This window comes from Nocardia sp. NPDC056000 (genome assembly GCF_042269265.1).
Taxonomy (GTDB): domain Bacteria; phylum Actinomycetota; class Actinomycetes; order Mycobacteriales; family Mycobacteriaceae; genus Nocardia.
The window spans coordinates 176,341-198,639 of record NZ_JBHJXS010000006.1 but is presented as its reverse complement, the minus strand read 5'-3'; the positions used below and the strand labels follow the sequence as shown (position 1 = coordinate 198,639).

Below are 22,299 nucleotides of genomic sequence, written 5' to 3'. Positions count from 1 at the left end.
GGCGATGTGGCCGGGCGCATGAGAGAAGGAGCCAGGAGATGGCTGCACTAGGTGCGACGTTGGCGCTCACCGAGCGCATTGTGGATGGGCCCGCGGGATTCACCGGCGTCAACGCCACCCCGGAGTGGGCGTCGGAGATCAAGCGGCTGGCGCGCGAGCGCAATGCGACGATCCTCGCGCACAACTATCAGCTGCCCGAGATCCAGGACATCGCCGATCATGTGGGCGATTCGCTCGCGCTCTCCCGGATCGCCGCCGAGGCGCCCGAGGACACCATCGTGTTCTGCGGTGTGCACTTCATGGCCGAGACCGCCAAGATCCTCAGCCCGACCAAGACCGTGCTGATCCCGGATCAGCGGGCCGGATGTTCGCTCGCGGACTCCATCACCGCCGATGATCTGCGCGAGTGGAAGGCCGAGCACCCCGACGCCGTAGTGGTCTCGTACGTGAACACCACGGCCGCGGTGAAGGCGCTCACCGATATCTGCTGCACCTCCTCCAATGCCGTCGACGTGGTCGCCTCCATCGACCCGGACCGCGAGGTGCTCTTCCTGCCGGACCAGTTCCTGGGCGCGCACGTCAAGCGCATCACCGGCCGCGAGAACATGCACATCTGGATGGGCGAATGCCATGTGCACGCCGGCATCAACGGCGATGAGCTCAACGCGCAGGCCAAGAGCCACCCGGACGCGGAACTGTTCGTGCACCCCGAATGCGGTTGCGCCACTTCGGCTCTCTACCTGGCGGGCGCGGGCGAGTTCCCGGCCGACCGGGTGCACATCCTGTCCACCGGCGGCATGATCGACGCCGCCAAGGCGGCCAAGTCGAATCAGGTGCTGGTGGCCACCGAGGTCGGCATGCTGCATCAGCTGCGAAAGGCCGCACCCGGAATCGACTTCCAGCCGGTCAACGATCGCGCGTCCTGCCAGTACATGAAGATGATCACCCCGGCCGCGCTGCTGCGCTGCCTGGTGGAGAACCGCGACGAGGTGCACGTGGACCTGGAAACCGCTGCCCTGGCGCGGAATTCGGTGCAGCGCATGATCGAGATCGGCAATCCGGGCGGCGGGGAATAGCACGGGCTCGGTCGTTCGCCGGAAAGGGTGAAGCCGTGAGTATTTCCCTCACGTGGGAGGCCGAAGCGGATCTGATCGTGGTGGGTGGTGGCGTCGCGGGTTTGACCGCGGCGCGCACCGCCTCACTGCGCGGACTGCGCGTCCTCACGCTCAGCAAGGGCGGGGCCACCGACACCTCCACGCAGTACGCCCAGGGCGGTATCGCCGTGGTCGCGCCGCACGGGGATTCGGTCGCCTCGCACGTACACGACACCGTGGTGGCCGGGGCCGGACTGTGTGATCCCGAGGCGGTGCGCTCGATCGTCGAGGGCGGCGTCGAGGCGGTCGCCGCGCTCACCGACCTCGGAGCCGTTTTCGATCACGGCCGCGATGGCGAGGTCGCGCGCACCCGCGAAGGCGGGCACAGCACGCGTCGCATCATCCACGCCGGCGGTGACGCCACCGGGGCCGAGGTGCAGCGGGCGCTGAACGCGGCCGGACTGCCGGTGCTGTTCGGGGCCGCCGTGGTCGAGATCGTGACCGGACCCGATGGGGTGCGCGGTGTGATCGCGGTGTCGGACAAGGGTTTCGGCATCGTGCACGCACCCGCCGTACTGCTGGCCACCGGCGGATTGGGGCAGCTCTACGCGTGCAGCACCAATCCGCCCGGGGCGACCGCGGACGGTATCGCGCTGGCCTTGCGTGCCGGGGCGGCGGTGGCGGATCTGGAGTTCCTGCAATTCCATCCCACCGTGCTGTTCACCCCGGGCGGGGTGGGGCGGCGGCCGCTGATCAGCGAGGCGGTACGCGGCGAAGGCGCGATTCTGGTGGATTCCCAAGGGAATTCGGTGACCGCGGGGGTGCATCCGCGCGGTGATCTCGCACCGCGCGATGTGGTGTCGCGGGCCATCGCCGCGCGTATGCGCGAACTCGGCACCGATCACGTCTTCCTCGACGCGCGCGCCATCGAGGGATTCCCGGAACGGTTCCCGACCATCACCGCGTCCTGTGCCGCGGCCGGGATCGATCCGCGGGTCGATCTCATTCCGGTGGCACCGGCCGCGCACTACCAGTGCGGTGGGGTGGTGACCGATACCCACGGGCGCACAGCGGTTCCCGGGTTGTACGCGGCCGGTGAGGTCGCGCGCACCGGACTGCACGGCGCGAATCGCCTGGCCTCCAACAGCCTGCTCGAGGGTTTGGTGGTCGGCGGGCGCGTCGGCGTCGCGGCGGCGGAACGACTCGGCCGGGCCGAGCTCATTCCCGCCGAGCAACGGTTCTCCGGGGTGGCCGCGTTACCGCGCGCGGATCGCAAACTGTTGCAGGAGTTGATGACCGAGCACGCCGGGGTCGTCCGCGACGGTGACGGCCTGCGCGGTGCGGTGCTGCGGCTGGTCGGCCTGATCACCGGCGGCGAAGCCGATGAGAGCGATGACGTGCGCGCCGATGATCCGGCCGCGGTGATTCGCGATCTGGAGGACTCCGCGCTCACCCTGACCGCGCGCGCGTTTCTGCTGACCGCCTCCGCGCGCACCGAAAGCCGTGGCTGCCATACCCGTTCGGACTATCCGGAACCGCGCGAGGAACTGCACCGCAGTACCGCGGTGCGACTCGGCTCCGACGGCCGCCCCCAGTTGATCACCGATGGCTCGGAAATGGTGCCGACCTGGCATCACGACGCTTCACGCACTGAAGAAGGAGTGCCGCAATGACTCTCGACGCCGGACTGGATCGCGATGAGGTGATCGCGCTCATTCGCCGGGCTCTGGAGGAGGACCTGCGCTACGGCCCCGATATCACCACGGCCGCAACGGTTCCCGCCGACGCGGTGGCCAAGGCGACCATGGCCTCGCGTCAGCCCGGCACCATCGCCGGACTCGATGTCGGGCTGCTGGTGCTGGACGAGGTGATCGGCGCGGGCGAGTACGAGGTCACCGCCCGCGTCGCCGACGGCACCCGGGTGCAGCCCGGTGACGCCGTGCTGAGCGTGGTCGCGCCGACGCGCGGCCTGCTCACCGCCGAGCGCACCATGCTGAATCTGGTGTGCCATCTGTCCGGAATCGCCACGGCGACCTCGGCGTGGGTGGACGCGGTCGCGGGCACCGACTGCCGAATCCGGGACAGCCGCAAGACTTTGCCGGGTTTGCGAGCCTTGCAGAAGTACGCGGTACGCACCGGCGGCGGCGTGAATCACCGCATGGGCCTGGGCGATGCCGCGCTCATCAAGGACAATCACGTGGTGGCGGCCGGTTCGGTGGTCGCGGCGCTGCGCGCGGTGCGCGAGGTGAACCCGGACATCGAGTGCGAGATCGAGGTGGACAGCCTCGACCAGCTCGATGCCATCCTCGACGAAGACGTCCAGCTGGTGCTGCTGGACAACTTCCCGCTCTGGGCTACCCAGGCCGCGGTACAACGCCGCAACAACCGCTCGCCGGGGACCAAGCTGGAATCCTCGGGCGGCCTGTCCCTGGATGTCGCGGCGGAATACGCGGGCACCGGTGTCGATTATCTATCGGTCGGCGCATTGACCCATTCGGTCCGAGTTTTGGACCTGGGTTTGGATATGTAATTCCGCTTTTCCCGAAAAGTCCGAAATTCCGGAATTTAACTGGGAATTTCGCTGCGGGTTCAGCGGCGGTATTGCGGCGCGTCGGCTAGCCAGCCGGTTCCGCCGCATACCGAGCACCACTGCACCGAGTCGTTGACCAGGCCGTAATCGCCCTTGCCCTCGCACATCATGCAGTACCGCCAGCCCCTATTGGGGTGAACGGTATCGAAGAAAATATTCAGAAAACCTTGGATCGCCATGCAGCGTGCACTCCTCGCTCGGAATCCAAACTCACCAAGGGTGCGATATTTACCGAGCGATGTAAAGGCGTATCCAGCAGTCTTTACACCCCGAATTCGAGTGTTTCCAGGTGCAGCACCTGACAAGCCTCCCGGACAGCGGCAACCTCGTGGGCATCGAGCCCGCGATCGGCGGCGGCGATCATGATGCCCAACCGGACCACGGCGCGCGCCTGTTCCGGATCGCCGGTGCATTCGGCGATCTGCGCCAGTACGCTCGCGCGGCCGAACGCCGGATCCATACTCATGCGGGAGCAGTTGTCCTCGAAGAGATTTCGCAGCTCATCGGCCGGAAAATGCCGGAGCGCGGGATCCGCGCCGAGCAGGTGCGCCACCCGCGCGCGATGTTCGGGATCGATACCGCCGTCCGCCGCGGTGATCAGGGCGCAGACCGCCACGATCGCGTCCCGGAAAGGGCCGCCGCGCAACTCGTTTCGCTGTGCGAGCAGCTGCTCCCGCCACTGTGCGGTGTGCTCCGGCAACCGGGGAATCGAGATCGGCTGGGCATCGACGCGATGCAGGAAAGTCATGACACACTCCGAAATGATCTCCCCGGACTCGCGGACCCCCGTGTCGATGCCCGGACTGTGCGGATGTACGAACCGACCCTAACAGTCGGCGACCTGGTGAAGTCTAGGAAATTCCTGTGCGAACGCCCAGCATCCGCTGATTGCCGGGGAGTGAGAACGATTCCGGCCGTACGCGATTCGACGGGGTCCTCAGGAGGTGAGTTCGCGTTCCACAGGTGTGCGGAAGCGGGGGATGGGGCGGACTTCGCCGTACCAGGTGGTCATGCGGGCGGCTTCGGCTTCGATGCGGGCCTCGGCCTCGGTGCCGATGTCTTCCAGTAGGCGCCAGACTATTTCGCCGTCGGGGCGCTGTGCCCAGCCGCCGACGATGCGGCCGTCGGACCAGACGGTCGGGCCGACATTGCCATTGCGGTCGAACAGGGCCGGGCCGTGCGAGCCCAGGTACCAGTCGCGGGCCTGCCAGCCCATCGGGGTGGGGTCGAGGGCGGGCAGCAGGGCCACCCAGGGGTCCGGGGCGGGCTCCGGGTCCACGTCGTCGGCCAGCACCAGGCCGGTCACGCCTTCCAGATCGACCTCGACCGTATCGATCTGCGCGAGGGTTTTGCGGACCTCGCCCAGCGTCCAGCCCGTCCACCATTTGATATCGCTCACCGGGGCGGGGCCGAAGGCGTACAGCCACTTTCGCACCAGCTCGACGCGGGCCTGCTCGGCGGAGAGTTCCGGAATGCCCGCGGGCAGCCAGGATTCGATGGGAGCCCAGGTGTATTGGCTGCTGCTCCAACTGCCATTGGGCCGTCCGCGCACGATGCGGCCCTCCGCGCCGAGCACCACCAGAATCCAGGTGGTGATGCTGGTCGGCTTGGAATACGACTTGCCCGGGGCCGCGTCGATCTGAGTGCGCAGGCGCGGCACCAGCTTGCTCAATTGCGCGCCGGTGGCGGCACCGGCGGTGAGCAGCGCCTGATGCGTTTCGGCTTCCACCTCGGCGAGCCAGGACGAGATATCGCCCTCGATCACCCCGGCCTGATCGATGAGCCGCCCGTAGGTCTTGCGCTGCTTGTGCGCGAGCGCGTCCGCGCACGAACCCTGGAGCGCGGGAACCAGTTCGAGCGGTGCGACGAACATGGTGCGCCGCATGGCCAGCATGCGCAGCAGCGTCCGATCCTCGTACAACGCCTTCTCCACATGCCCGGGCTCGAGCACTCGGCTGCGCGCGGCGATCGAGAGGAACACCGTGGCCGGATCGGTGGCGTGCAACACCACCAGCGATCGCACGATCTCGTTCACATCGTCGGCCCGCTCGGCCGTGGCCAGCCGATGCCGCACCCCGACCCGAGCCCGCCGCTCCGCAACACTCATCGAACGCATGGGCGAATCCTAGCCGCCGGGTGCGACATTCGAGTTATCTCGGCCCCGGTGTCCGGACACCGGGGCCGGGCTGCCCGGTTCGGCGGCCGTGACGTGCGATGATTCCGCGATGGGTGGTCGGAATCGGCGGTGGCTGGTCGGCGGTGTGGTGCTCGCGATGCTGGGCGCGATGGTGGCCGGATTACCGGAGGCCGCCGCGGAAACCCCGGTGCGGGTGCGCGATGTGACGCTCACCGTGGAGGGCGAACCGGCCACCGGGCGGGTCTACGAACCCGACGGTGAGATCCGGGATCTGATCGTCGCGGTGCACGGGCATGCGGGCAGCGCCGCCGACTTCCCCGAGTACATGGCCTCGATCGCACAGCACACCGGAGCCGCGCTGCTGACCATGGATCAGCGCTCGGCCGACGGCCGCTGGCGCACCGGGGAATGGAATGTGTGGGCGGGCTGGCAGGACATCGTCGCCGCCACCCAGTGGTATCGGGGTGAGCATCCGGGCATCGGCCGCACCGTGCTGTGGGGGTGGAGCCAGGGCGGATTGACCAGCGGTCTCGCCGCCGCGTACGCCCCGCCGGGCACCTACGACTACTGGGTCGACACCTTCGGCCAGGCAAGCGATTTCATCTCCTGGTACGAGGCCCCGCTCGCCGGTCCGGCGCTGCGGCCGGAGATCGAACGCGATGCGGGCGGCTGCGGACCGCTGACCTGTCCGGCCGCGTACGCGGCGCGCTCACCTTCCCTGCTGGCCGGGCGGATCGGGGTGCGCCGGGCAATCCTGTTGCACGGCACCGCGGATCCACTGGTGCCGTACAGCTCCGGGCTGGAGATGCGGGCCGCGCTCCTGGCCGCCGGGAAGCCGGTATCGATGTACACCGTGCTCAGCGGCCGCGATCTGGGCGGTGCGGTGGTGCCGGGGGAGCATGGTCTCGGCCCGGTCTTCTTCGAATCCGGTTGTGTGGTCGAACGATTGCTCGCGAACTCCGAGCCGTGGGGCAGCGACTACATCGTCGATATCGCCAACGGTGTCAACACCGCCCCGCCCGCCCCGCCGAATGCCAAGTGCGCCGCCTGAATTCGAGCGCCGATCGGTACCGCACGATGTAGGCGTGCGCTACCCGCTTCGGTATCAGTCGGCGCTGACGGCGTCGACGATATTGAGCCGGGCCGCGCGGACGGCGGGCGGAATGGAGCCGAGCAGGCTCAAAGCCAATGCGGCGACGGTGAATACGAGCAGCGGCGGCCCGGGCCGGAAGTGCACGTCCAGCCCCATGATGTCGGTGGCCAGCAGCGAATACAGGTACTGGTTGGCCAAACCGAACAGCACACCCAGCGCCGCGCCGATCAGCCCGATGCCCGCGGCCTCGGCCAGCACCATGCGCAACGCGAACCGCCTGCTCGACCCGACCGCGCGCAGAATCCCCAATTCGCGGCGGCGCTCCAGCAGCGCCAGCGTGAGGGTGTTGAGCAGCGCCATCGCGGCGATGAACGCCACGATGACCAGCATGATCCGGGACAGCACGAGACCCTGCTCCATGGCCCGGCTGACGCCGTCCAGCGCCGCCGCGCCGGTGTAGACGTGTAGTTCGGGCGGCACGACCTGCCTTATGGCCGTGAGCAATCGCGCCTTGTCCACGCCCGGCGCGGCATCGATCTGCAGGGTGGTCGCGCCCGGGCGATCGAACCACTCCCGCATCAGCGTCAGACTCATCGACGCCGTACCGCTCAGCGCCGAGAAGTACGACACCGACGCCAGCACCCGCGTGCGCCGCTCCCCACTGGGCGTCTGCACCGTCAACTCGTCACCGGCCGAAACCCCCAGTGCGCGAGCCAGATCCCGGGACAGCACGACTCCCTCGCCGGTGAGCAGTCGCTGCCGGGTCGCGGTGTCGAGTGCGCGCGCCATGGCGAAATTGCTGTCCGGGTCGACCCCGTAGACCAGTGCCTTGGTCCCGCCGAAGGATGCGAAGGCCAACTGCCCCTGGGTGACTCGTCCGACCCCGGGTACGGCGGCGACCTTGTCGGCCAGTCCGTCCGGCAGCAGCGGTGTGGGCACCATATCCTCGGCGGTCACGCTCACCCACACATCGTTATCGGCGATGGAGGCGAAGGTATCGCGCGCCGAGCGCACCGCGTCCGCGTTCGATCCGGTGATCGTGATGGTCATGGCCACCGCGATGGTGACCGTCATGAGCGTGGCCCACACCCGGCGCGGCGCGCGATCGATATTCACCCCGGCCAGCACGCCCGCGGACCCCAGCCGCCGCGCCGTCGCACCGGTCAGCCATACGATCGGCCCGGTGCAGGCGAACGCCAGCGCGATCTCCGCGCCCAGCGCGGAACCCAGTGCGGCAGCGGCGAAAAGACCGAGGTGCGCGCGCACCACCAATACCGTCACCACCGCCAATCCGGCCGCCAGCGCACCCGCGAGCAGCCGCACCCGCAGCGGCACCGCATCGGCCTGCGAAACCCCCACCGGGGCCAGCGCTTCCACCGGCGACACCCGGTACACCTGCCGGGCCGCGACCGCGGTGGCCGCCAGATTGGTGAGCACGGCCGCCAGCACCGCGGCGGGAATCGCGTACCAGGGCAACAGGTATTCCAGCCGCGCCTCCATCATCTGACTGAACGCGCCCGGCAGCAGGCCGATGGCATAGCGCCCCATGAGGACTCCGAGACCCGCGCCGATCAGTCCACCCACCAGGCCGAGCACCGCGGCCTCGGCCAGCACATCGCGCACGATGGTCTGTTTGCGGCCGCCGATGGCCCGCAGCATCGAGATCACCGGCCGCCGTCCGGCCAGCGCCATGCTGATGGTGTTGTAGATCAGGAACGCCGACACCACGAACGCGATGGCCGCGCCCATGGCCGCGATGAAACGCAGCATGACGACACCGCTGCTGGTCTGCGCGGCGCGCAGGCTGGGCGTGCCCACCAGCGCGCGCCCCGCGACGGCGTTGGTGACCGCCGAATTCACCTGTGCGGCATCGGCGTCCGGTGCGGTGACGATCAGGATGGAATCCAGCTGTCCGGGGCGGCCGGTGACGCGCTGGGCCAGGGGGAGCGGTGCGATCAGATAGTGGCCGCCATTGAGCCGGGACTGCTCCTTACCGGACAGGACGGCCGCGACGGTCACCGTGCCCGAACGCAGGGTGATCACATCGCCTTTCGTGAATCCGGCACCAGGTCCGGCCAGGACGCCATTGGGCACGCTCAGTAGCGCTGCCGTCTGCGCACTCCCGACCGAATCCTTCAGTTCGCTGTCCAGCGCGGCGGTGGAGGCGTCCACGCCGAGCAGCAGGAGCCGGTCGTCGTCCGGTCCCACACTCGCGCGCAGCATCGGCACCGCCGCGGTGACGCCCGGGACCGCCGCGACATCCGCGCGCACCTGCTGCGGGAATCCGGCATCGGTGACCCCCGAGATCTCCAGCGCCGCATTGCCCGCCAATCCCGATGACAGCTGCGCAATGGATCCGGTGAGCGAACCGGAGATGCCGATCACCGCCACCAGGAACGCCGAGGACACCGCCATGACGACGACCGAGGCCACCGTCCGGCCCCAGTGGGTGGCGAACTCACGAATGGTGAGCAGCCGCAACCGATCCAGCAGCGCGATCATGGACCGAGGCTATGACCGCCGGTCCGTGCTGTCCACGAAATCCGGACAACCGTCCCAGACGAACCCGATATGGGCCACCCCAGTTTCCGCCCCGCAAACCCGCCGGGAATGCTCGATTCCGGAACATCTTCGTGATGTGCGGGGTTGCTGCGGAAGAACGTGAATCGAAACGGAGGCAGTGATGACGAAGCCGGTGGATCCATCCTATTTGTGGAGCGGTGGCGAATTGGATCTCGACGCGTACCTGAACCGCATCGGATACACCGGTGAGCGCACCCCGACGCTGGCGACGCTGCGCGGTCTGGTCCGCGCGCACACCACCACCATCCCGTTCGAGAATCTGGAGAGCATTCTCGGCCGCGGCGTACCGCTGGATCTGGAATCGTTGCAGGACAAGCTGATCCGGCAACGTCGCGGCGGTTACTGCTATGAGAACGTACTGCTGTTCGCCGCCGCGCTCGAACGCCTCGGCTTCGAATTCACCGGCATCTCCGGCCGAGTCACCATGGGCGCCAGTGGATTGCGGCCCGCCACGCACGCGCTGCTGCGGGTGCGCCCGGTCGATGACGAGCGCGCCTGGCTCTGCGATGTCGGCTTCGGCTCGGGTCCGCTGGAACCGTTCGAGCTGACCCCCGATCGCGGCGAATTCTCGCTCGGCGCTTGGCGTTACCGGCTCGAGCTCGGTGCGGACGCGCTGGGCGGTGAGCTCTGGACGCTGTATCAGTTCGGCCGGGACGGCTGGCTGGATCGCTATACGTTCAGCCCGAATCCGCAGTATCGAACAGACTTCACGGTCGGTAATCACTTCGTCGCGACCTCACCGCGTTCGCCGTTCACCATGCGGCCGTTCATTCAGCGCTTCACTGATGCGGTGCATCAGCAAATCGACGGTACGACCTGGACGACCGACTATCCGGACGGAACGGGCGAAGTTCGCGAATTGGACGCGACCGAACTGCCCAAGGTGCTCGCCGAGGTGTTCGATATCGAACTCGGCGCGGCCGATGCGATGCGGCTCACCCGCGCCGAATGGCCCGCCGCGCACCGCGAGACGGAGGGCGCGACACGCAACGACTGAAATCCCGTCCCACGCGGTGGGATCCGCGCTTGTGCGGCAGAATTCGCTGTCATGTCATCGAACTGCTCTGAGCAGCACTTTAACGTGGCCCGTCATATAAACGTCACCCGAGTGCGGCGTACATCTCACCGAGATCTCGCTCATATCTCACGCTGACGTCGGCGTGCTGCCCATCGCCCGCTACACTCATGCGGGGAAACACGCGGGCAACCGCGTCGTCACAGTCACCATCGCGCAGAATTTCGGAGTAGTGCCATCGAAACCGGCCAAGTGATCGCAGGGCATTACCGCCTGGTCGAACGGATTGGTAGCGGCGGCACAGGCGTCGTCTGGCGAGCCGTCGACGAGCGGCTGGAGCGTTCGGTGGCGATCAAACAGATCATCACCCAGCCGAGCCTGTCCGCGGCCGACAAGGACATCGTGCGTCAGCGCGCTGCCCGCGAGGCCCGCAATGCCGCTCGCTTCCAGCATCCCAACGCCATTGTGGTGTTCGACATCACCGAGCACGAGGGCGATCCATGCCTCGTGATGGAGTACCTGCCGTCGCAGAGCCTGGCGGTGGTGCTGTCCTCGCAGGGGACACTGCCGCTGCCCCAGGTCGCGCGCATCGGTGAACAGGTCGCGTCGGCGTTGATCGCCGCGCACCGGGTCGGCATCGTGCATCGCGATGTCAAGCCGGGCAACATCCTGCTCGGCGACAACGGGGCGGTGAAGATCACCGACTTCGGCATCTCCAAGGCCAAGGGTGATGTCACCCTCACCGCCACCGGACTCATCTCCGGTACCGCCGCCTACCTCGCACCCGAGGTCGCGCGCGGCGCCGAACCGAGCCCGGCCGCCGACGTATTCGCCCTGGGCGCAACGCTTTTCCACGCGCTCGAAGGCGAACCGCCCTACGGCACCAACCCGAATCCGCTCGCCCTGCTGTACGCGGCCGCCAACGGCCAGATCAGCACGCCGCGCAATGCCGGACCGCTCAGTGATCTGCTGCTGGCCCTGCTCAGCTTCGAGCCGGAGGACCGGCCGAGCATGACCGAGGTCCGCGACATCATGGCGGAGTTCGCGGAAATCGGGCCCGATGCCGAGGCCACCCGCGTCATGGCGGCACGCCGCCAGGGCGGCACCCTGACCCCGCCCGCCAAACCGGCGGGCGCGCGGCCCGCACCGCAGCGGGGCAATACCCGGCAGATGGACCGGCGCGGATCCGCCAACGCGGATATCCCGACCGGCGCCATGAGCCAGGCCCAGCTGCTCGAGACCCCGCCGCCGCGACCCTCGGTCAACGGCGGTCCGCCCACCCGTTCCACCTTCGCCCCGCATCTGGACGATGACGAGCCCGAACAGCCGCGCCGCACCAGACTGGTGATCGCGGCCTTGGTCGCCGCCGTCGTCGTGGCGGGCGCGGTGGTCTTCGGCCTGATGAGCTCGGGCGGATCGGACAGCCCGGGCACCACCGGTGGCGATACCAGTGCCACCAAGGCGTCCGCGCAGACCACCACCGGCAAGGGCACCGCCGGCGCACTCGGCCAGACCAAGAGCGCCGGACAGGTCACCGTGCAGGACGGCGTCGACGCGGTACAGAAGTTCTACGACGGTCTCGTCTACCTGAACTTCGCCGACGCCTGGAACCGCCTCACCCCCGCCGCGCAGCAGGTGTACGGCAGCCAGTCCGCGTTCCAGTCCTACTGGACCGATAACCGAATCACCCGGTACTCCACCATCAATGGCGCGCGCGGCTGGTCCGACAGCGTGAATGCCGATGGCTCGGCGGATATTTCGGTGGCCACCGTCTCCACCTCCAGCTCCACCAAATCGGTGACGCTCCGCGTGATCGATATGGGTGGCGGCAATGTGAAGATCGACAGCGACACCAAGATGTAGTCGCTACCCGCGATACCACTGCGCCGCACCGGAATCCCGGTGCGGCGCAGTGCGTTTACGGCGAATGATGGGGCGGATCGCCGCGTCGCCCCATGGTCGCCGCGAGTACGAAGAGCCGCGATGCGCACGTCGGGGACTGTCCGAATGTGCCCGGGGTGATTAGCCTTTCGGTTATGAACGTGCGCCAGCTGCTCATCGATGAGCGCGGGGAACTGGTCGAACTATTGCGGTCGCTGACTCCGGAGGAGTGGGAGACGCCGTCGCTGTGCGCGGGGTGGCGGGTGCGAGATGTGGTGAGCCACTTGCAAACCGATACCGTATCGCTGCCGAGCTATGCGCTGCTGGGGCTGCGCAATCCCTCCACCGATCGGCTCAATCAGGCGCTGGTCGAACAGTTCAATGGGCGGCCCACCGGGGAACTGGTGGATCGACTGGTCGAACCGCGCGGCTGGTTCTCGCGGTATATGCCGAAAACGGCGCTGTCGGACAGCTTCGTGCACCAGCAGGACATTCGCCGTCCGCTCGGTCGCGAGCGGGAGGTCCCGGCCGAACGACTGGTCGCGGTTCTCGACAACCCGGATATGTTCGCCGGTCCGGGCCGCTATCTGAAGGGTCTGCGCTGGGAGGCGACGGACGTCGACTGGTCGAAGGGCTCCGGGCCGTTGGTCCGCGGCCCCGGTGAGGCGCTCGCCCTGGCCATGGTCGGGCGGACCGTCGCATTCGATGACCTCGAAGGTGCTGGGGTGAACGAACTTCGGGCCCGCTGCGCCTGAATCGCGGTGTGCCCGAATCAGACCGACTGGGTTTCGGCGGTCAGGCTCGCGAGCAGGCGCAGGGCGTTGGCGCTGGGGGAGTCCTCCTCCACGGTGTGCGCGATCAGGCCCTGATCCGGATCATCGGGCAGGCGCAGGGTTTCGAAGCCCAGGTCGATGTGGCCGACAACCGGGTGCAGGTAGACGTAGCGGCCGTGGGTCTTGTCCTTGAGTTCGTGCCGGTCCCAGAGCTCGCGGAATTCCGCACTGGATTCGGATAGGTCGGCGATCAAGTCGGCGATGCCGGAATCGCCGGGATTGCGGGCGGCGTCCAGCCGCAGATAGGCGACCACATCGGCGGCCTTGGCCTCCCAGTCCGCATAGAGTTCGCGCATGCCCTCGTCCAGGAAAACCAGGCGGGCCAGGTTCCGCTCGCGCGGCGGTAGTGCGGCGAAATCGGTGATCAGGGCCGCCGCCAGGCGATTCCAGGCCAGCACATTGGTACCGCGCCCGACGATGTAGGCGGGCACATCGGCGGCGGATTCGAGCAGTCGCCGCAGGCCGGGGCGCACCTGCTGTTCGGCGGGCGGCTCCTCACCCGACCACGGCCGCGCCAGCCGGTAGAAGTGTTCACGCTCCACCGGATTCAACCGCAGCGCCCGCGCCACCGCGTCCAGCACCGATTCGGAGAAGTGCAGCGTGCGGCCCTGTTCGAGCCGCACATAGTGATCGACACTGACCCCGGCCAGCAGCGCGAGCTCCTCGCGCCGCAGTCCGGGCACTCGTCGCCGCGCCCCATGATCGATCAGCCCGACCTCCTGCGGGCTCAGCCGAGCCCGGCGCGAGCGCAGGAATTCACCGAGTTCGGCACGACGGTCCAGGGTCATGCGTCCAGTATCGCGGGCTGGGCAGTTCGGTTCCTGGTCACCTCGTGCCCAGGCTCGCGATGCGGTATCGACGTGCTCGAATCGGACCCGGCGTACGGTGCCGGGAGCGACTGCCATGGGTCACCGGCAGGTGAGGTCCTGATCGGGGCGGGTGCCGTCGCGTAGGAAATGTTCGACGGCCGCGTTGGCGCAGGTGTTGGGCGAGGGGTAGGCGCCGTGGCCGCCCGCGTCGACGGTGATCATCCGGGCGCGGGCGCCGTACGCGTTGCGCAGATTGAGCGCGCCGCTGTAGGGCGTGGCCACATCCCGCAGATTCTGGACGAGCAGCACATTGGCGGGACCGTTCGAGTCGACGACTGTCTTCGCGGCCGGCGGGTAGGGCCAGAACGCGCACGGGGAGACATTCTGCGGCAGTCCGGCCGTGAGCGGATCCTCGGCGCGACTGCGCATGACCGCGTCGGCGTAGTCGGAAAGCTTTGTGGGCCAGGCGGAATCATTGCAGATGGTGCCCACCGCGACGGCGGTGCGCTGCTGGAGCAGGGATTCGGGCGGTGCGGGCTGTGGATCGGGCAGGGTGGCCGAGGTTCGCGCGGCGCGAATCACCCGTGCCAGCGCGGGGAAGGCCGCATCGCGATAGAGCGCGTCCAGTAGCGCTTGTCGCAGCCCGTTGCCGGTCAACCGTCCTGTCTCCGATCCCGGCCAGGGCAGCGGATCGCGATCGAGTCGCGCTGCCAGGCCGAGGAATTCGCCGAGCATGGCCTCCGGTGTATCGACCAGGCGATCGGGATTGCCCGCATCGGCCGCCCAGCGCGCGAAATCCGGGAATCGATCCCGCACGCCCACCGCGTAATTCGCGTTCCATGTCCGCTCCACCCGCTCCGGATCGGGATCGTCATTGCTGTCCAACAGGATTCGATCGGTGCGCCCGCCGAACAGCGTCGCGTAGACCGAGGTCGCGTAGGTGCCGTAGGACTCACCCCACGCGGAGATGCGGTCCTCGCCAAGCGCCGCGCGAATGCGATCCATATCGCGGGCCTCGGTGCGGGTGCCCATGGTGCGCACCAGGGTGCCGCCGTTATCCGCGCAGGCTTTCGCGATGCGCTGCGAGACAGCGATATTCGCCGAGATGTCACCGTCCGGGCTCGGCCAGCCCCGGAACCGCTCCAGCGCCAGATCCGCGCGGTCGATTCGGCAATCGGCGGTGGTGCTCGCGCCGACTCCGCGCGGATCGAAGCTGACCAGATCATAGGTATCGCGCAGTGCGGCAGGGAGTTTCGCGCCCCAGGTGGTCGGCAGATCCAGTCCCGTTCCGCCGGGGCCGCCGGGGACGAGCAGCAGTACACCGTGCCGCGACTCCGGATGCGCGCTGCGAATCCTGGAGACGGCCAGCGTGATCTGCTCACCCTCGGGATGGTCGTAATCCAGGGGTACCGAGATGGTGCCGCACTCCTGCCTCGGATCCAGGCCACCACCCTGACAGGTATGCCACTGCGGTGCGGTCGCGGCGGGCGCGGTGCGACAGGCCGCGATCGTCGAGACGGACAGAATCGCAAGCGCCGCAAGCGCTCCGAGACGATGACTGCTCTTCATTTCGCCGACGCTAGGAGCCCTGCGAACTCGGCCGCATCACCCTGTGGAGCCGTTCCCGCCTGGCTCTGCGGTCGCATCCTGGTCATCGCGTGCCCAGGCTCGCGCGGCACTGTTTACCCCGGTTGCGACGGACAAAAGTAATGCTCACAGCCGGAACCGATCCGGCAGCGTCAGGAGATTCGAATGAGCCACACCCGTCCCTTCGGCGACACCGGTATGAACCTCACCCCGCTCGGCTTCGGCACCTGGGTGATCGCGGGATCCGGCTGGCAGTACTCGTGGGGAGCCACCGATGACGCCGAATCCATCGCCGCCATCCGGCACGCCGTGGACAGCGGACTGAACTGGCTCGATACCGCACCCGCCTACGGTCTCGGCCACGCCGAAACCCTGGTTGGCCGCGCCCTCGCCGAACTGCCCGAGGCCGATCGCCCATACCTGTTCACCAAGACCGGCCTGATCTGGGAGGAAGGCGACGACCGCTCCGGCCCGCCGCGCCGCATCATGCGCCCGGAAACCATTCGCGCCGAATTGGAATCGTCACTGCGGCGACTGCGCGTCGACCACATCGACCTGTACCAGGTGCACTGGCCCGATACCGGCGCGGTCTTCGTCTACGGCGGCGAGGGCGAGAGCCTGGCCCAGCCCACCCCGCTGGAGGAGTACTGGCAGATCATGGCCGACCTCAAGAAGGAGGGCAAGGTCCGCGCCATCGGACTGTCCAATCACGATGTGGCCGAACTGGATCGAGCCGAGGCCATCGCACACGTGGACGCCATCCAACCGCCCTTCTCCGCCGTCAACCGCGGCTCCGCTCCCGAAATCGCCTGGGCGCAGGCGCATTCCACCGGTGTGATCGCCTACTCCCCACTCCAATCCGGCCTGCTGACCGGCGCCTTCACCGCCGACCGCAAGCTCACCGCCGACGATTGGCGTTCCGGCAGCCCGGATTTCACCACCGGCCTGCCCGCCAACCTCGCCCTGGTCGATGCCCTGCGCCCGATCGCCGCCCGGCACGGCGTCACCGTCGCCGAGGTCGCCCTGGCCTGGGTCGCCTCCTGGCCCGGCATCACCGGTGCGATCGTCGGAGCCCGCAGCACCACTCAGATCGACGGCTGGACCGGTGCCCTCACCCTCGCCCTGACCCCCGCGGACCTCGACGAGATCGCCACCGCCATCAGCACCACCGGCGCGGGCACCGGCCCCGCCCGTCCCTGATCACCACACCTCACGAACGGAACACCTCATGTCCCTGCACGTCGTCGCGGAACTCCGCGCCCTCCCCGAGCATCAGGATCGCCTCCGCACCGCCCTGGAAGCCATGATCGAACCCTCCCTCGCCGAACGCGATTGCCTGAGCTATCAGCCCTTCGCCGATCCCAACGATCCGACGCATATGGTCGTGGTCGAGGAGTGGGCCGGTGCCGAAGCCCTGGAAGAGCACTTCACCACCCCGCATTTCCGCCATATCGCGGGCGTGCTCGACGGCATCCTCGCCGAGCCCATGATCATCCGCCGCCTCATCGCCGAATAACCCCGCCGAGGTTTTCCGCCTCACATGCGGGCGCGTCCGGCCCGATCTATGGGTAGGGTCGACGGCATGGTCACGCGGATGAAGACGGCGGTGGTGCTGGTGTGCACCCTGATCGTCGCCGCGTGGGCCGTGCTCTTCCTGGCCGCGGCCGAACCGAATTCGCTCTTCGTACTGGGTGCGGCCGCGCTGGTCGCCCTCACCGCCGCGCTCATCGCGGCGCGCGGCCCGGTACTGCGGACCGCCGTCCACGCCGGACCACCCGAATCGGCGGCCGGACGGCGGCGGGGAGCCTTTCTGCGACAGAGCAATCCGGATGCGGCGGGACGACCGCGGCCGCGAGCGCCCGGGGTGTGCCCGGCCTGATCGTGCGCGCACGATCGGGTCCACCGCTGCCCTGAATCGCTCCACCCGCGCCCGTGCGCGGGTGCCTCGCAGTGAGGTCCCCCATGCTCAACTTCATCTATTACCCGGTATCGGCCGTGCTCTGGTTGTGGCACACCGCTTTCGCGGCGGTGCTCGGCGCATCGAGCGGCCTGGCCTGGGTGCTGGCCATCATCTTCCTGGTGCTGACCCTGCGCGCCCTGCTCATCAAACCGTTCCTGTCCCAGCTGCGCTTCTCCAAGGGCCTGGCCGAAATGCAGCCGCATATCGCGGAGATCAAGCGCAAACATCCCGGCGATCTGCAGAAACAGAGCGAGGAGATGCGCAAACTCCAGGAGGAGAAGGGCGTCAACATGCTCCTGGGCTGCCTCCCGATAGTCGGCCAAACCCTGGTCTTCATCGGCCTGTACCACGTACTCCGCTCATTCCAGAACCCGAATATCGCGAACTACGTCTTCTCCCCGGAGCAGGTGCAATCGTTCCTTCAGGCCAAACTCTTCAGCGCCCCCTTGGCCTCGACCCTGATGAACGCGGGTGACTCGTTCACTTCCGTTGCGGCCGTGGCCATTCCGCTCATGATCATCGCGGCGGTCGCCACCCACTTCACCGCCCGCTTCACCGTCGAACGCCAACGCCGCATCGGCACCGAGATAACCCCCCAGGTCCGCCTGATCAACAACCTCTCGCTCTGGGTCTTCCCCCTCGGCGCGATCGCCGCCGGCGCCGTCATGCCGGTCGCGATCCTGCTCTACTTCGTCACCCAGAACGCCTGGACCTTCGCCCAGCAGCACCTGGTCTATCGGCGCTTCGACGCGGAAGTGCCGGTGCCATAACCGGGCCGTGCCGGTCCTGCGGATAAGCGGTGGCGCCGACCCGATAGTCTGGTACCTGGTCGCGGGCAGTTTCGGCTGTGCGCCGGACCCCTTTGATGATCAGCACAGACAAGGACTTGACAGCGCTATGACAAGCCGCATCGAGCTCGCCCGCGTGGATCTGCGCGGACGTACTCCCACTGCTGCCGAACTGCGCGCGGCTCTGCCGCGTGGGGGCGTCGACGTGGACTCGGTGCTGCATCATGTGCGACCGGTCGTGGAGGCCATTCGCGATCGAGGTGTCGAGGCGGCGATCGAGTTCAGCGAGAAGTTCGACGGGGTGCGGCCGGTCTCGGTGCGGGTGCCCGCCGCCGAACTCGAGAAGGCCCTGGCCGAACTGGATCCGGCCGTGCGGACCGCACTCGAGGTCGCCATCGAGCGCACCCGCAAGGTGCACGGCGATCAGCGGCGCAGCGATAAGACCACCGAGGTGGTGCCCGGCGGCACCGTGACCGAGCGGTGGGTTCCGGTCGAGCGGGTCGGGCTGTACGTGCCGGGCGGCAATGCGGTCTACCCGTCGAGCGTGGTCATGAATGTGGTTCCCGCGCAGACCGCGGGCGTGGATTCACTCGTGGTGGCGTCGCCGCCGCAGGCGCAGTTCGGCGGACTGCCGCACCCGACGATTCTGGCGGCCGCACAGCTGCTCGGGGTCGAAGAGGTGTGGGCGGTCGGCGGCGCGCAGGCGGTCGCACTGCTGTCGTACGGCGGTATCGATACCGATGGCGCGCAGCTGGAACCGGTCGACATGATCACCGGGCCGGGCAATATCTATGTGACCGCGGCGAAGCGGCTCTGCCGCGGACTGGTCGGCATCGATGCCGAGGCCGGGCCCACCGAGATCGCGATCCTGGCCGATGCCACCGCCGATCCGGCACACGTGGCCGCCGATCTGATCTCGCAGGCCGAACACGATGTGCTGGCCGCGAGCGTGCTCGTCACCGACAGCGTGGAATTGGCCGATGCCGTGGACAGGGCGCTCACCGCGCAGATGGCCGTGGTCAAGCACCACGATCGGGTCACCGAGGCGCTGACCGGTAAGCAGTCCGGCACCGTGCTCGTCGATGACATCGCGCAGGGCCTGCGCGTGGTGAACGCCTATGCGGCCGAACACCTGGAGATCCAGACCGCCGACGCCTCCGCCGTCGCCGCCCGGGTGCGCAGTGCCGGAGCGGTTTTCGTCGGCGCGTGGTCCCCGGTCAGCCTCGGCGATTACTGCGCGGGTTCCAATCACGTGCTGCCCACCGCCGGATGTGCCCGGCACTCTTCGGGTTTGAGCGTGCAGACCTTCCTGCGCGGCATCCACGTCGTGGACTACTCCGAAGCGGCGTTGAAAGACGTTGCCGGACACGTGGTCGCGCTGGCCAATGCCGAGGATCTGCCCGCACACGGCCAGGCCGTACAGGTGCGATTCGGAGAACTGTCGTGAACGCCGTGACCGTCCCCGGATCCGCTGTCTCGCTGGACGATCTGCCGCTGCGGGAGAACCTGCGCGGTAAGAGTCCCTACGGCGCACCGCAATTGACGGTGCCGGTACAGCTCAATACCAATGAGAACCCGCACCCGCCGAGTAAGGCGCTCGTCGACGATGTGGCCGAATCCGTTCGCGCCGCCGCCGCCGATCTGCACCGCTACCCGGATCGCGATGCCGTCGGCCTGCGCACCGATCTCGCCGCCTACCTGACCCGGCAGACCGGCGTCGCGGTGGACGTGTCGAATGTGTGGGCCGCCAATGGATCCAATGAGATCCTGCAGCAACTGCTCCAGGCGTTCGGCGGACCCGGGCGCAGCGCACTGGGTTTCGTGCCCTCGTATTCGATGCACCCGATCATCTCCGAGGGCATCGACACCGAGTGGATCGAAGCCAAGCGCAATGGCGACTTCTCCCTCGATATCGACTACGCCGTCATGGCGATCGCCGATCGCCGCCCCGACGTGGTGTTCGTGACCAGCCCCAATAATCCGACGGGCCACAGCATTCCGGTCGCGGACCTGGAGCGCATCCTCGATGCCGCACCCGGCATCGTGGTGGTGGACGAGGCGTACGGGGAGTTCTCCAGCGCGCCCAGCGCCATCTCGCTGATCGACCGGTTCCCGGCGAAACTCGTTGTCAGCCGGACCATGTCGAAGGCGTTCGCCTTCGCGGGTGGGCGGCTCGGTTACCTGGTCGCGGCACCCGCGGTCATCGACGCCATGCTGCTGGTGCGCCTGCCGTACCACCTGTCCGTGGTCACCCAGGCCGCGGCGCGGGCGGCCCTGCGGCATGCCGATGAAACCCTGGGCAGCGTCGCGGAATTGGCGGCGCAGCGTGATCGGGTGATGGCGGCGCTCACCGACCTGGATTACGACGTCATCCCCTCCGATGCCAACTTCGTACTCTTCGGCCGCTTCGCCGACGCCCCGCGCGCCTGGCAGCACTACCTCGACGAGGGCGTGCTCATTCGCGATGTCGGCATTCCGGGGTATCTGCGCACCACCATCGGCCTGGCCGCCGAGAACGACGAATTCCTGCGCGTGAGCGCGAAACTTGTTGCGACCGAGGTGGTTGCCCGATGACGACGGAAGCGAGCATGGACCGAATCGCCCGGGTGGAACGCACCACCCGTGAATCGAGCATCGTGGTCGAATTGAACCTCGACGGCTCCGGTAAGACCGATATCTCCACCGGCGTCCCGTTCTACGATCACATGCTCACCGCGTTCGGCCAGCACGGCAGCTTCGATCTGACCGTGCAGGCCAAGGGCGATATCGAGATCGAGGCGCACCACACGGTCGAGGACACCGCCATCGTGCTCGGCCAGGCGCTGGCGCAGGCGCTCGGCGATAAGAAGGGCATTCGCCGCTTCGGTGACTCCTTCATCCCCATGGACGAAACCCTCGCGCAGGCCATCGTCGACGTCTCGGGCCGCCCGTACTGCGTGCACACCGGCGAGCCGGAACACATGCTGCACACCGTGATTCCGTCCGTCGGGGCCGGTGCCTCGTACTCCACGGTCATCAATCGCCACGTGTTCGAATCGATCGCGCTCAACGCGCGCATCGCGCTGCACGTGCGAGTGCTCTACGGCCGCGATCAGCATCACATCACCGAGGCCGAATTCAAGGCTGTGGCAAGGGCTTTGCGCGCCGCCGTGGAATACGACCCGCGCGTGACCGGCATCCCGTCCACCAAGGGGACGCTATGAGCACGAAACTCGCACTGCTGGACTATGGTTCGGGCAACTTGCACTCGGCCGAGCGCGCGCTGGTGCGCGCCGGGGCCGAGGTCACCGTCACCGCCGATCCCGAGATCGCCTTGAACGCGGACGGTCTCGTGGTGCCGGGCGTCGGCGCGTACGCGGCCTGCATGTCGGGGCTGCTGGGGGTGCGCGGTGATCGCATCATCGGTAAGCGGCTCGCCGGTGGCCGTCCGGTGCTGGGTATCTGCGTCGGTATGCAGATCCTGTTCGAGCGCGGTGTCGAATTCGGTGTCGAAACCGACGGCTGTGGTGAATGGCCCGGTGTCGTAGAGCGTTTGGACGCGCCCGTCCTCCCGCATATGGGCTGGAACACCGTCAAGGCTCCGGCGGACAGTGTGCTGTTCGCGGGCATGGACGCGGATACCCGCTTCTACTTCGTGCACTCCTATGCCGCCCAGAACTGGGAACTCACCGATGACGGCCCGCTCGCCCCGGCCAAACTGACCTGGGCCGAGCACGGCGTTCCGTTCCTGGCGGCGGTGGAGAACGGTCCGCTGAGCGCCACCCAGTTCCATCCGGAGAAGTCCGGCGATGCCGGTGCTCAGCTGCTGCGCAACTGGGTCACCTCGCTCTGACGCGCGTATCGGCATCCGAAACCCCCGCTGTCGGCGGGGGTTTCGTGTGTCAGCGGGACGACTGCGTGCGGTGCGTGACTGGAACGTTGGCCCCACC

At 67.9% G+C, this 22,299-nt stretch carries 21 protein-coding genes; 15 read left to right on the top strand and 6 right to left on the bottom strand.

Annotated elements, in window-relative coordinates:
* Positions 1 to 38: 38 nt before the first annotated feature.
* Genes nadA through nadC form a run of 3 tightly spaced genes read left to right on the top strand, consistent with a single transcriptional unit; the run spans position 39 to position 3,624 of the window.
* Positions 39 to 1,076 (top strand): quinolinate synthase NadA, encoded by a 1,038-nt coding sequence (gene nadA / locus ACFC4D_RS19450; RefSeq protein ID WP_364643403.1) that lies wholly within the window; start codon positions 39 to 41, stop codon positions 1,074 to 1,076.
* Positions 1,077 to 1,111: 35 nt separating this feature from the next.
* The gene (locus ACFC4D_RS19445; RefSeq protein ID WP_376065117.1) at positions 1,112 to 2,767 is read left to right on the top strand and encodes an L-aspartate oxidase; all 1,656 of its coding nucleotides are present in this window, start codon (positions 1,112 to 1,114) and stop codon (positions 2,765 to 2,767) included.
* Positions 2,764 to 3,624, top strand: a complete 861-nt coding sequence (gene nadC, locus ACFC4D_RS19440) for a carboxylating nicotinate-nucleotide diphosphorylase (protein WP_376065114.1) — start codon at positions 2,764 to 2,766, stop codon at positions 3,622 to 3,624. The genes ACFC4D_RS19445 and nadC overlap by 4 nt, the downstream gene beginning before the upstream one ends.
* A gap of 59 nt (positions 3,625 to 3,683) precedes the next feature.
* Here the strand turns inward: nadC and ACFC4D_RS19435 are convergent, their stop codons facing one another.
* The 3 genes from ACFC4D_RS19435 to ACFC4D_RS19425 all read right to left on the bottom strand — a co-directional run bounded on the left by ACFC4D_RS19435 (position 3,684) and on the right by ACFC4D_RS19425 (position 5,800).
* Positions 3,684 to 3,863, bottom strand: a complete 180-nt coding sequence (locus ACFC4D_RS19435) for a hypothetical protein (RefSeq protein WP_364643394.1) — start codon at positions 3,861 to 3,863, stop codon at positions 3,684 to 3,686.
* A gap of 83 nt (positions 3,864 to 3,946) precedes the next feature.
* Positions 3,947 to 4,432, bottom strand: a complete 486-nt coding sequence (locus ACFC4D_RS19430) for a tellurite resistance TerB family protein (RefSeq protein ID WP_375968011.1) — start codon at positions 4,430 to 4,432, stop codon at positions 3,947 to 3,949.
* Between the two features lie 189 nt (positions 4,433 to 4,621).
* Positions 4,622 to 5,800, bottom strand: a complete 1,179-nt coding sequence (locus ACFC4D_RS19425; RefSeq protein ID WP_376065113.1) for a winged helix DNA-binding domain-containing protein — start codon at positions 5,798 to 5,800, stop codon at positions 4,622 to 4,624.
* Between the two features lie 109 nt (positions 5,801 to 5,909).
* Here ACFC4D_RS19425 and ACFC4D_RS19420 point away from each other — a divergent pair, with 109 nt between their 5' ends.
* The gene (locus tag ACFC4D_RS19420; RefSeq protein WP_376065111.1) at positions 5,910 to 6,872 is read left to right on the top strand and encodes an alpha/beta hydrolase family protein; all 963 of its coding nucleotides are present in this window, start codon (positions 5,910 to 5,912) and stop codon (positions 6,870 to 6,872) included.
* 54 nt (positions 6,873 to 6,926) lie between these two features.
* Here ACFC4D_RS19420 and ACFC4D_RS19415 read toward each other — a convergent pair whose 3' ends face one another.
* Complete coding sequence (locus ACFC4D_RS19415) at positions 6,927 to 9,416, bottom strand: FtsX-like permease family protein (RefSeq protein WP_376065108.1); 2,490 nt, start codon at positions 9,414 to 9,416, stop codon at positions 6,927 to 6,929.
* A gap of 181 nt (positions 9,417 to 9,597) precedes the next feature.
* Here ACFC4D_RS19415 and ACFC4D_RS19410 point away from each other — a divergent pair, with 181 nt between their 5' ends.
* The 3 genes from ACFC4D_RS19410 to ACFC4D_RS19400 all read left to right on the top strand — a co-directional run bounded on the left by ACFC4D_RS19410 (position 9,598) and on the right by ACFC4D_RS19400 (position 13,148).
* Positions 9,598 to 10,494, top strand: a complete 897-nt coding sequence (locus tag ACFC4D_RS19410) for an arylamine N-acetyltransferase (protein WP_376065105.1) — start codon at positions 9,598 to 9,600, stop codon at positions 10,492 to 10,494.
* A gap of 270 nt (positions 10,495 to 10,764) precedes the next feature.
* Positions 10,765 to 12,375 (top strand): protein kinase, encoded by a 1,611-nt coding sequence (locus tag ACFC4D_RS19405; protein WP_376065103.1) that lies wholly within the window; start codon positions 10,765 to 10,767, stop codon positions 12,373 to 12,375.
* A gap of 173 nt (positions 12,376 to 12,548) precedes the next feature.
* Positions 12,549 to 13,148 carry a maleylpyruvate isomerase family mycothiol-dependent enzyme gene (locus ACFC4D_RS19400; protein WP_376065101.1) on the top strand — a complete coding sequence of 200 codons (600 nt, stop codon included), beginning with the start codon at positions 12,549 to 12,551 and terminating at the stop codon, positions 13,146 to 13,148.
* 17 nt (positions 13,149 to 13,165) lie between these two features.
* On the opposite strand, the gene ACFC4D_RS19395 is transcribed toward ACFC4D_RS19400, so the two are convergent.
* Complete coding sequence (locus tag ACFC4D_RS19395) at positions 13,166 to 14,014, bottom strand: helix-turn-helix transcriptional regulator (protein ID WP_376065098.1); 849 nt, start codon at positions 14,012 to 14,014, stop codon at positions 13,166 to 13,168.
* A 120-nt stretch (positions 14,015 to 14,134) separates the two neighbouring features.
* The gene (locus tag ACFC4D_RS19390) at positions 14,135 to 15,604 is read right to left on the bottom strand and encodes an alpha/beta hydrolase (RefSeq protein ID WP_376065095.1); all 1,470 of its coding nucleotides are present in this window, start codon (positions 15,602 to 15,604) and stop codon (positions 14,135 to 14,137) included.
* A 183-nt stretch (positions 15,605 to 15,787) separates the two neighbouring features.
* Between ACFC4D_RS19390 and ACFC4D_RS19385 the strand changes: the two genes are divergently transcribed.
* From ACFC4D_RS19385 to hisH, 8 genes are all read left to right on the top strand, one after another.
* The gene (locus tag ACFC4D_RS19385) at positions 15,788 to 16,822 is read left to right on the top strand and encodes an aldo/keto reductase (protein WP_376065093.1); all 1,035 of its coding nucleotides are present in this window, start codon (positions 15,788 to 15,790) and stop codon (positions 16,820 to 16,822) included.
* Between the two features lie 28 nt (positions 16,823 to 16,850).
* Positions 16,851 to 17,138: a putative quinol monooxygenase gene (locus tag ACFC4D_RS19380; protein ID WP_376065090.1), complete on the top strand. Its 288-nt coding sequence runs from the start codon at positions 16,851 to 16,853 to the stop codon at positions 17,136 to 17,138.
* Positions 17,139 to 17,204: 66 nt separating this feature from the next.
* Positions 17,205 to 17,501, top strand: coding sequence for a DUF6412 domain-containing protein (locus tag ACFC4D_RS19375; protein ID WP_364643359.1), 297 nt, complete (start codon positions 17,205 to 17,207; stop codon positions 17,499 to 17,501).
* 83 nt (positions 17,502 to 17,584) lie between these two features.
* Positions 17,585 to 18,352, top strand: a complete 768-nt coding sequence (gene yidC / locus ACFC4D_RS19370) for a membrane protein insertase YidC (RefSeq protein WP_376065087.1) — start codon at positions 17,585 to 17,587, stop codon at positions 18,350 to 18,352.
* A gap of 127 nt (positions 18,353 to 18,479) precedes the next feature.
* A complete protein-coding gene (gene hisD, locus ACFC4D_RS19365; protein WP_375967999.1) occupies positions 18,480 to 19,817 on the top strand; it encodes a histidinol dehydrogenase in 1,338 nt (445 codons plus the stop codon).
* Positions 19,814 to 20,944 (top strand): histidinol-phosphate transaminase, encoded by a 1,131-nt coding sequence (locus ACFC4D_RS19360; RefSeq protein WP_376065084.1) that lies wholly within the window; start codon positions 19,814 to 19,816, stop codon positions 20,942 to 20,944. The genes hisD and ACFC4D_RS19360 overlap by 4 nt, the downstream gene beginning before the upstream one ends.
* Positions 20,941 to 21,573 carry an imidazoleglycerol-phosphate dehydratase HisB gene (gene hisB / locus ACFC4D_RS19355; RefSeq protein WP_375967997.1) on the top strand — a complete coding sequence of 211 codons (633 nt, stop codon included), beginning with the start codon at positions 20,941 to 20,943 and terminating at the stop codon, positions 21,571 to 21,573. The genes ACFC4D_RS19360 and hisB overlap by 4 nt, the downstream gene beginning before the upstream one ends.
* Entirely contained in the window at positions 21,570 to 22,202 is a 633-nt protein-coding gene (gene hisH, locus ACFC4D_RS19350) for an imidazole glycerol phosphate synthase subunit HisH (protein ID WP_375967996.1), read from the top strand. The genes hisB and hisH overlap by 4 nt, the downstream gene beginning before the upstream one ends.
* The last annotated feature ends 97 nt before the right edge of the window (positions 22,203 to 22,299 follow it).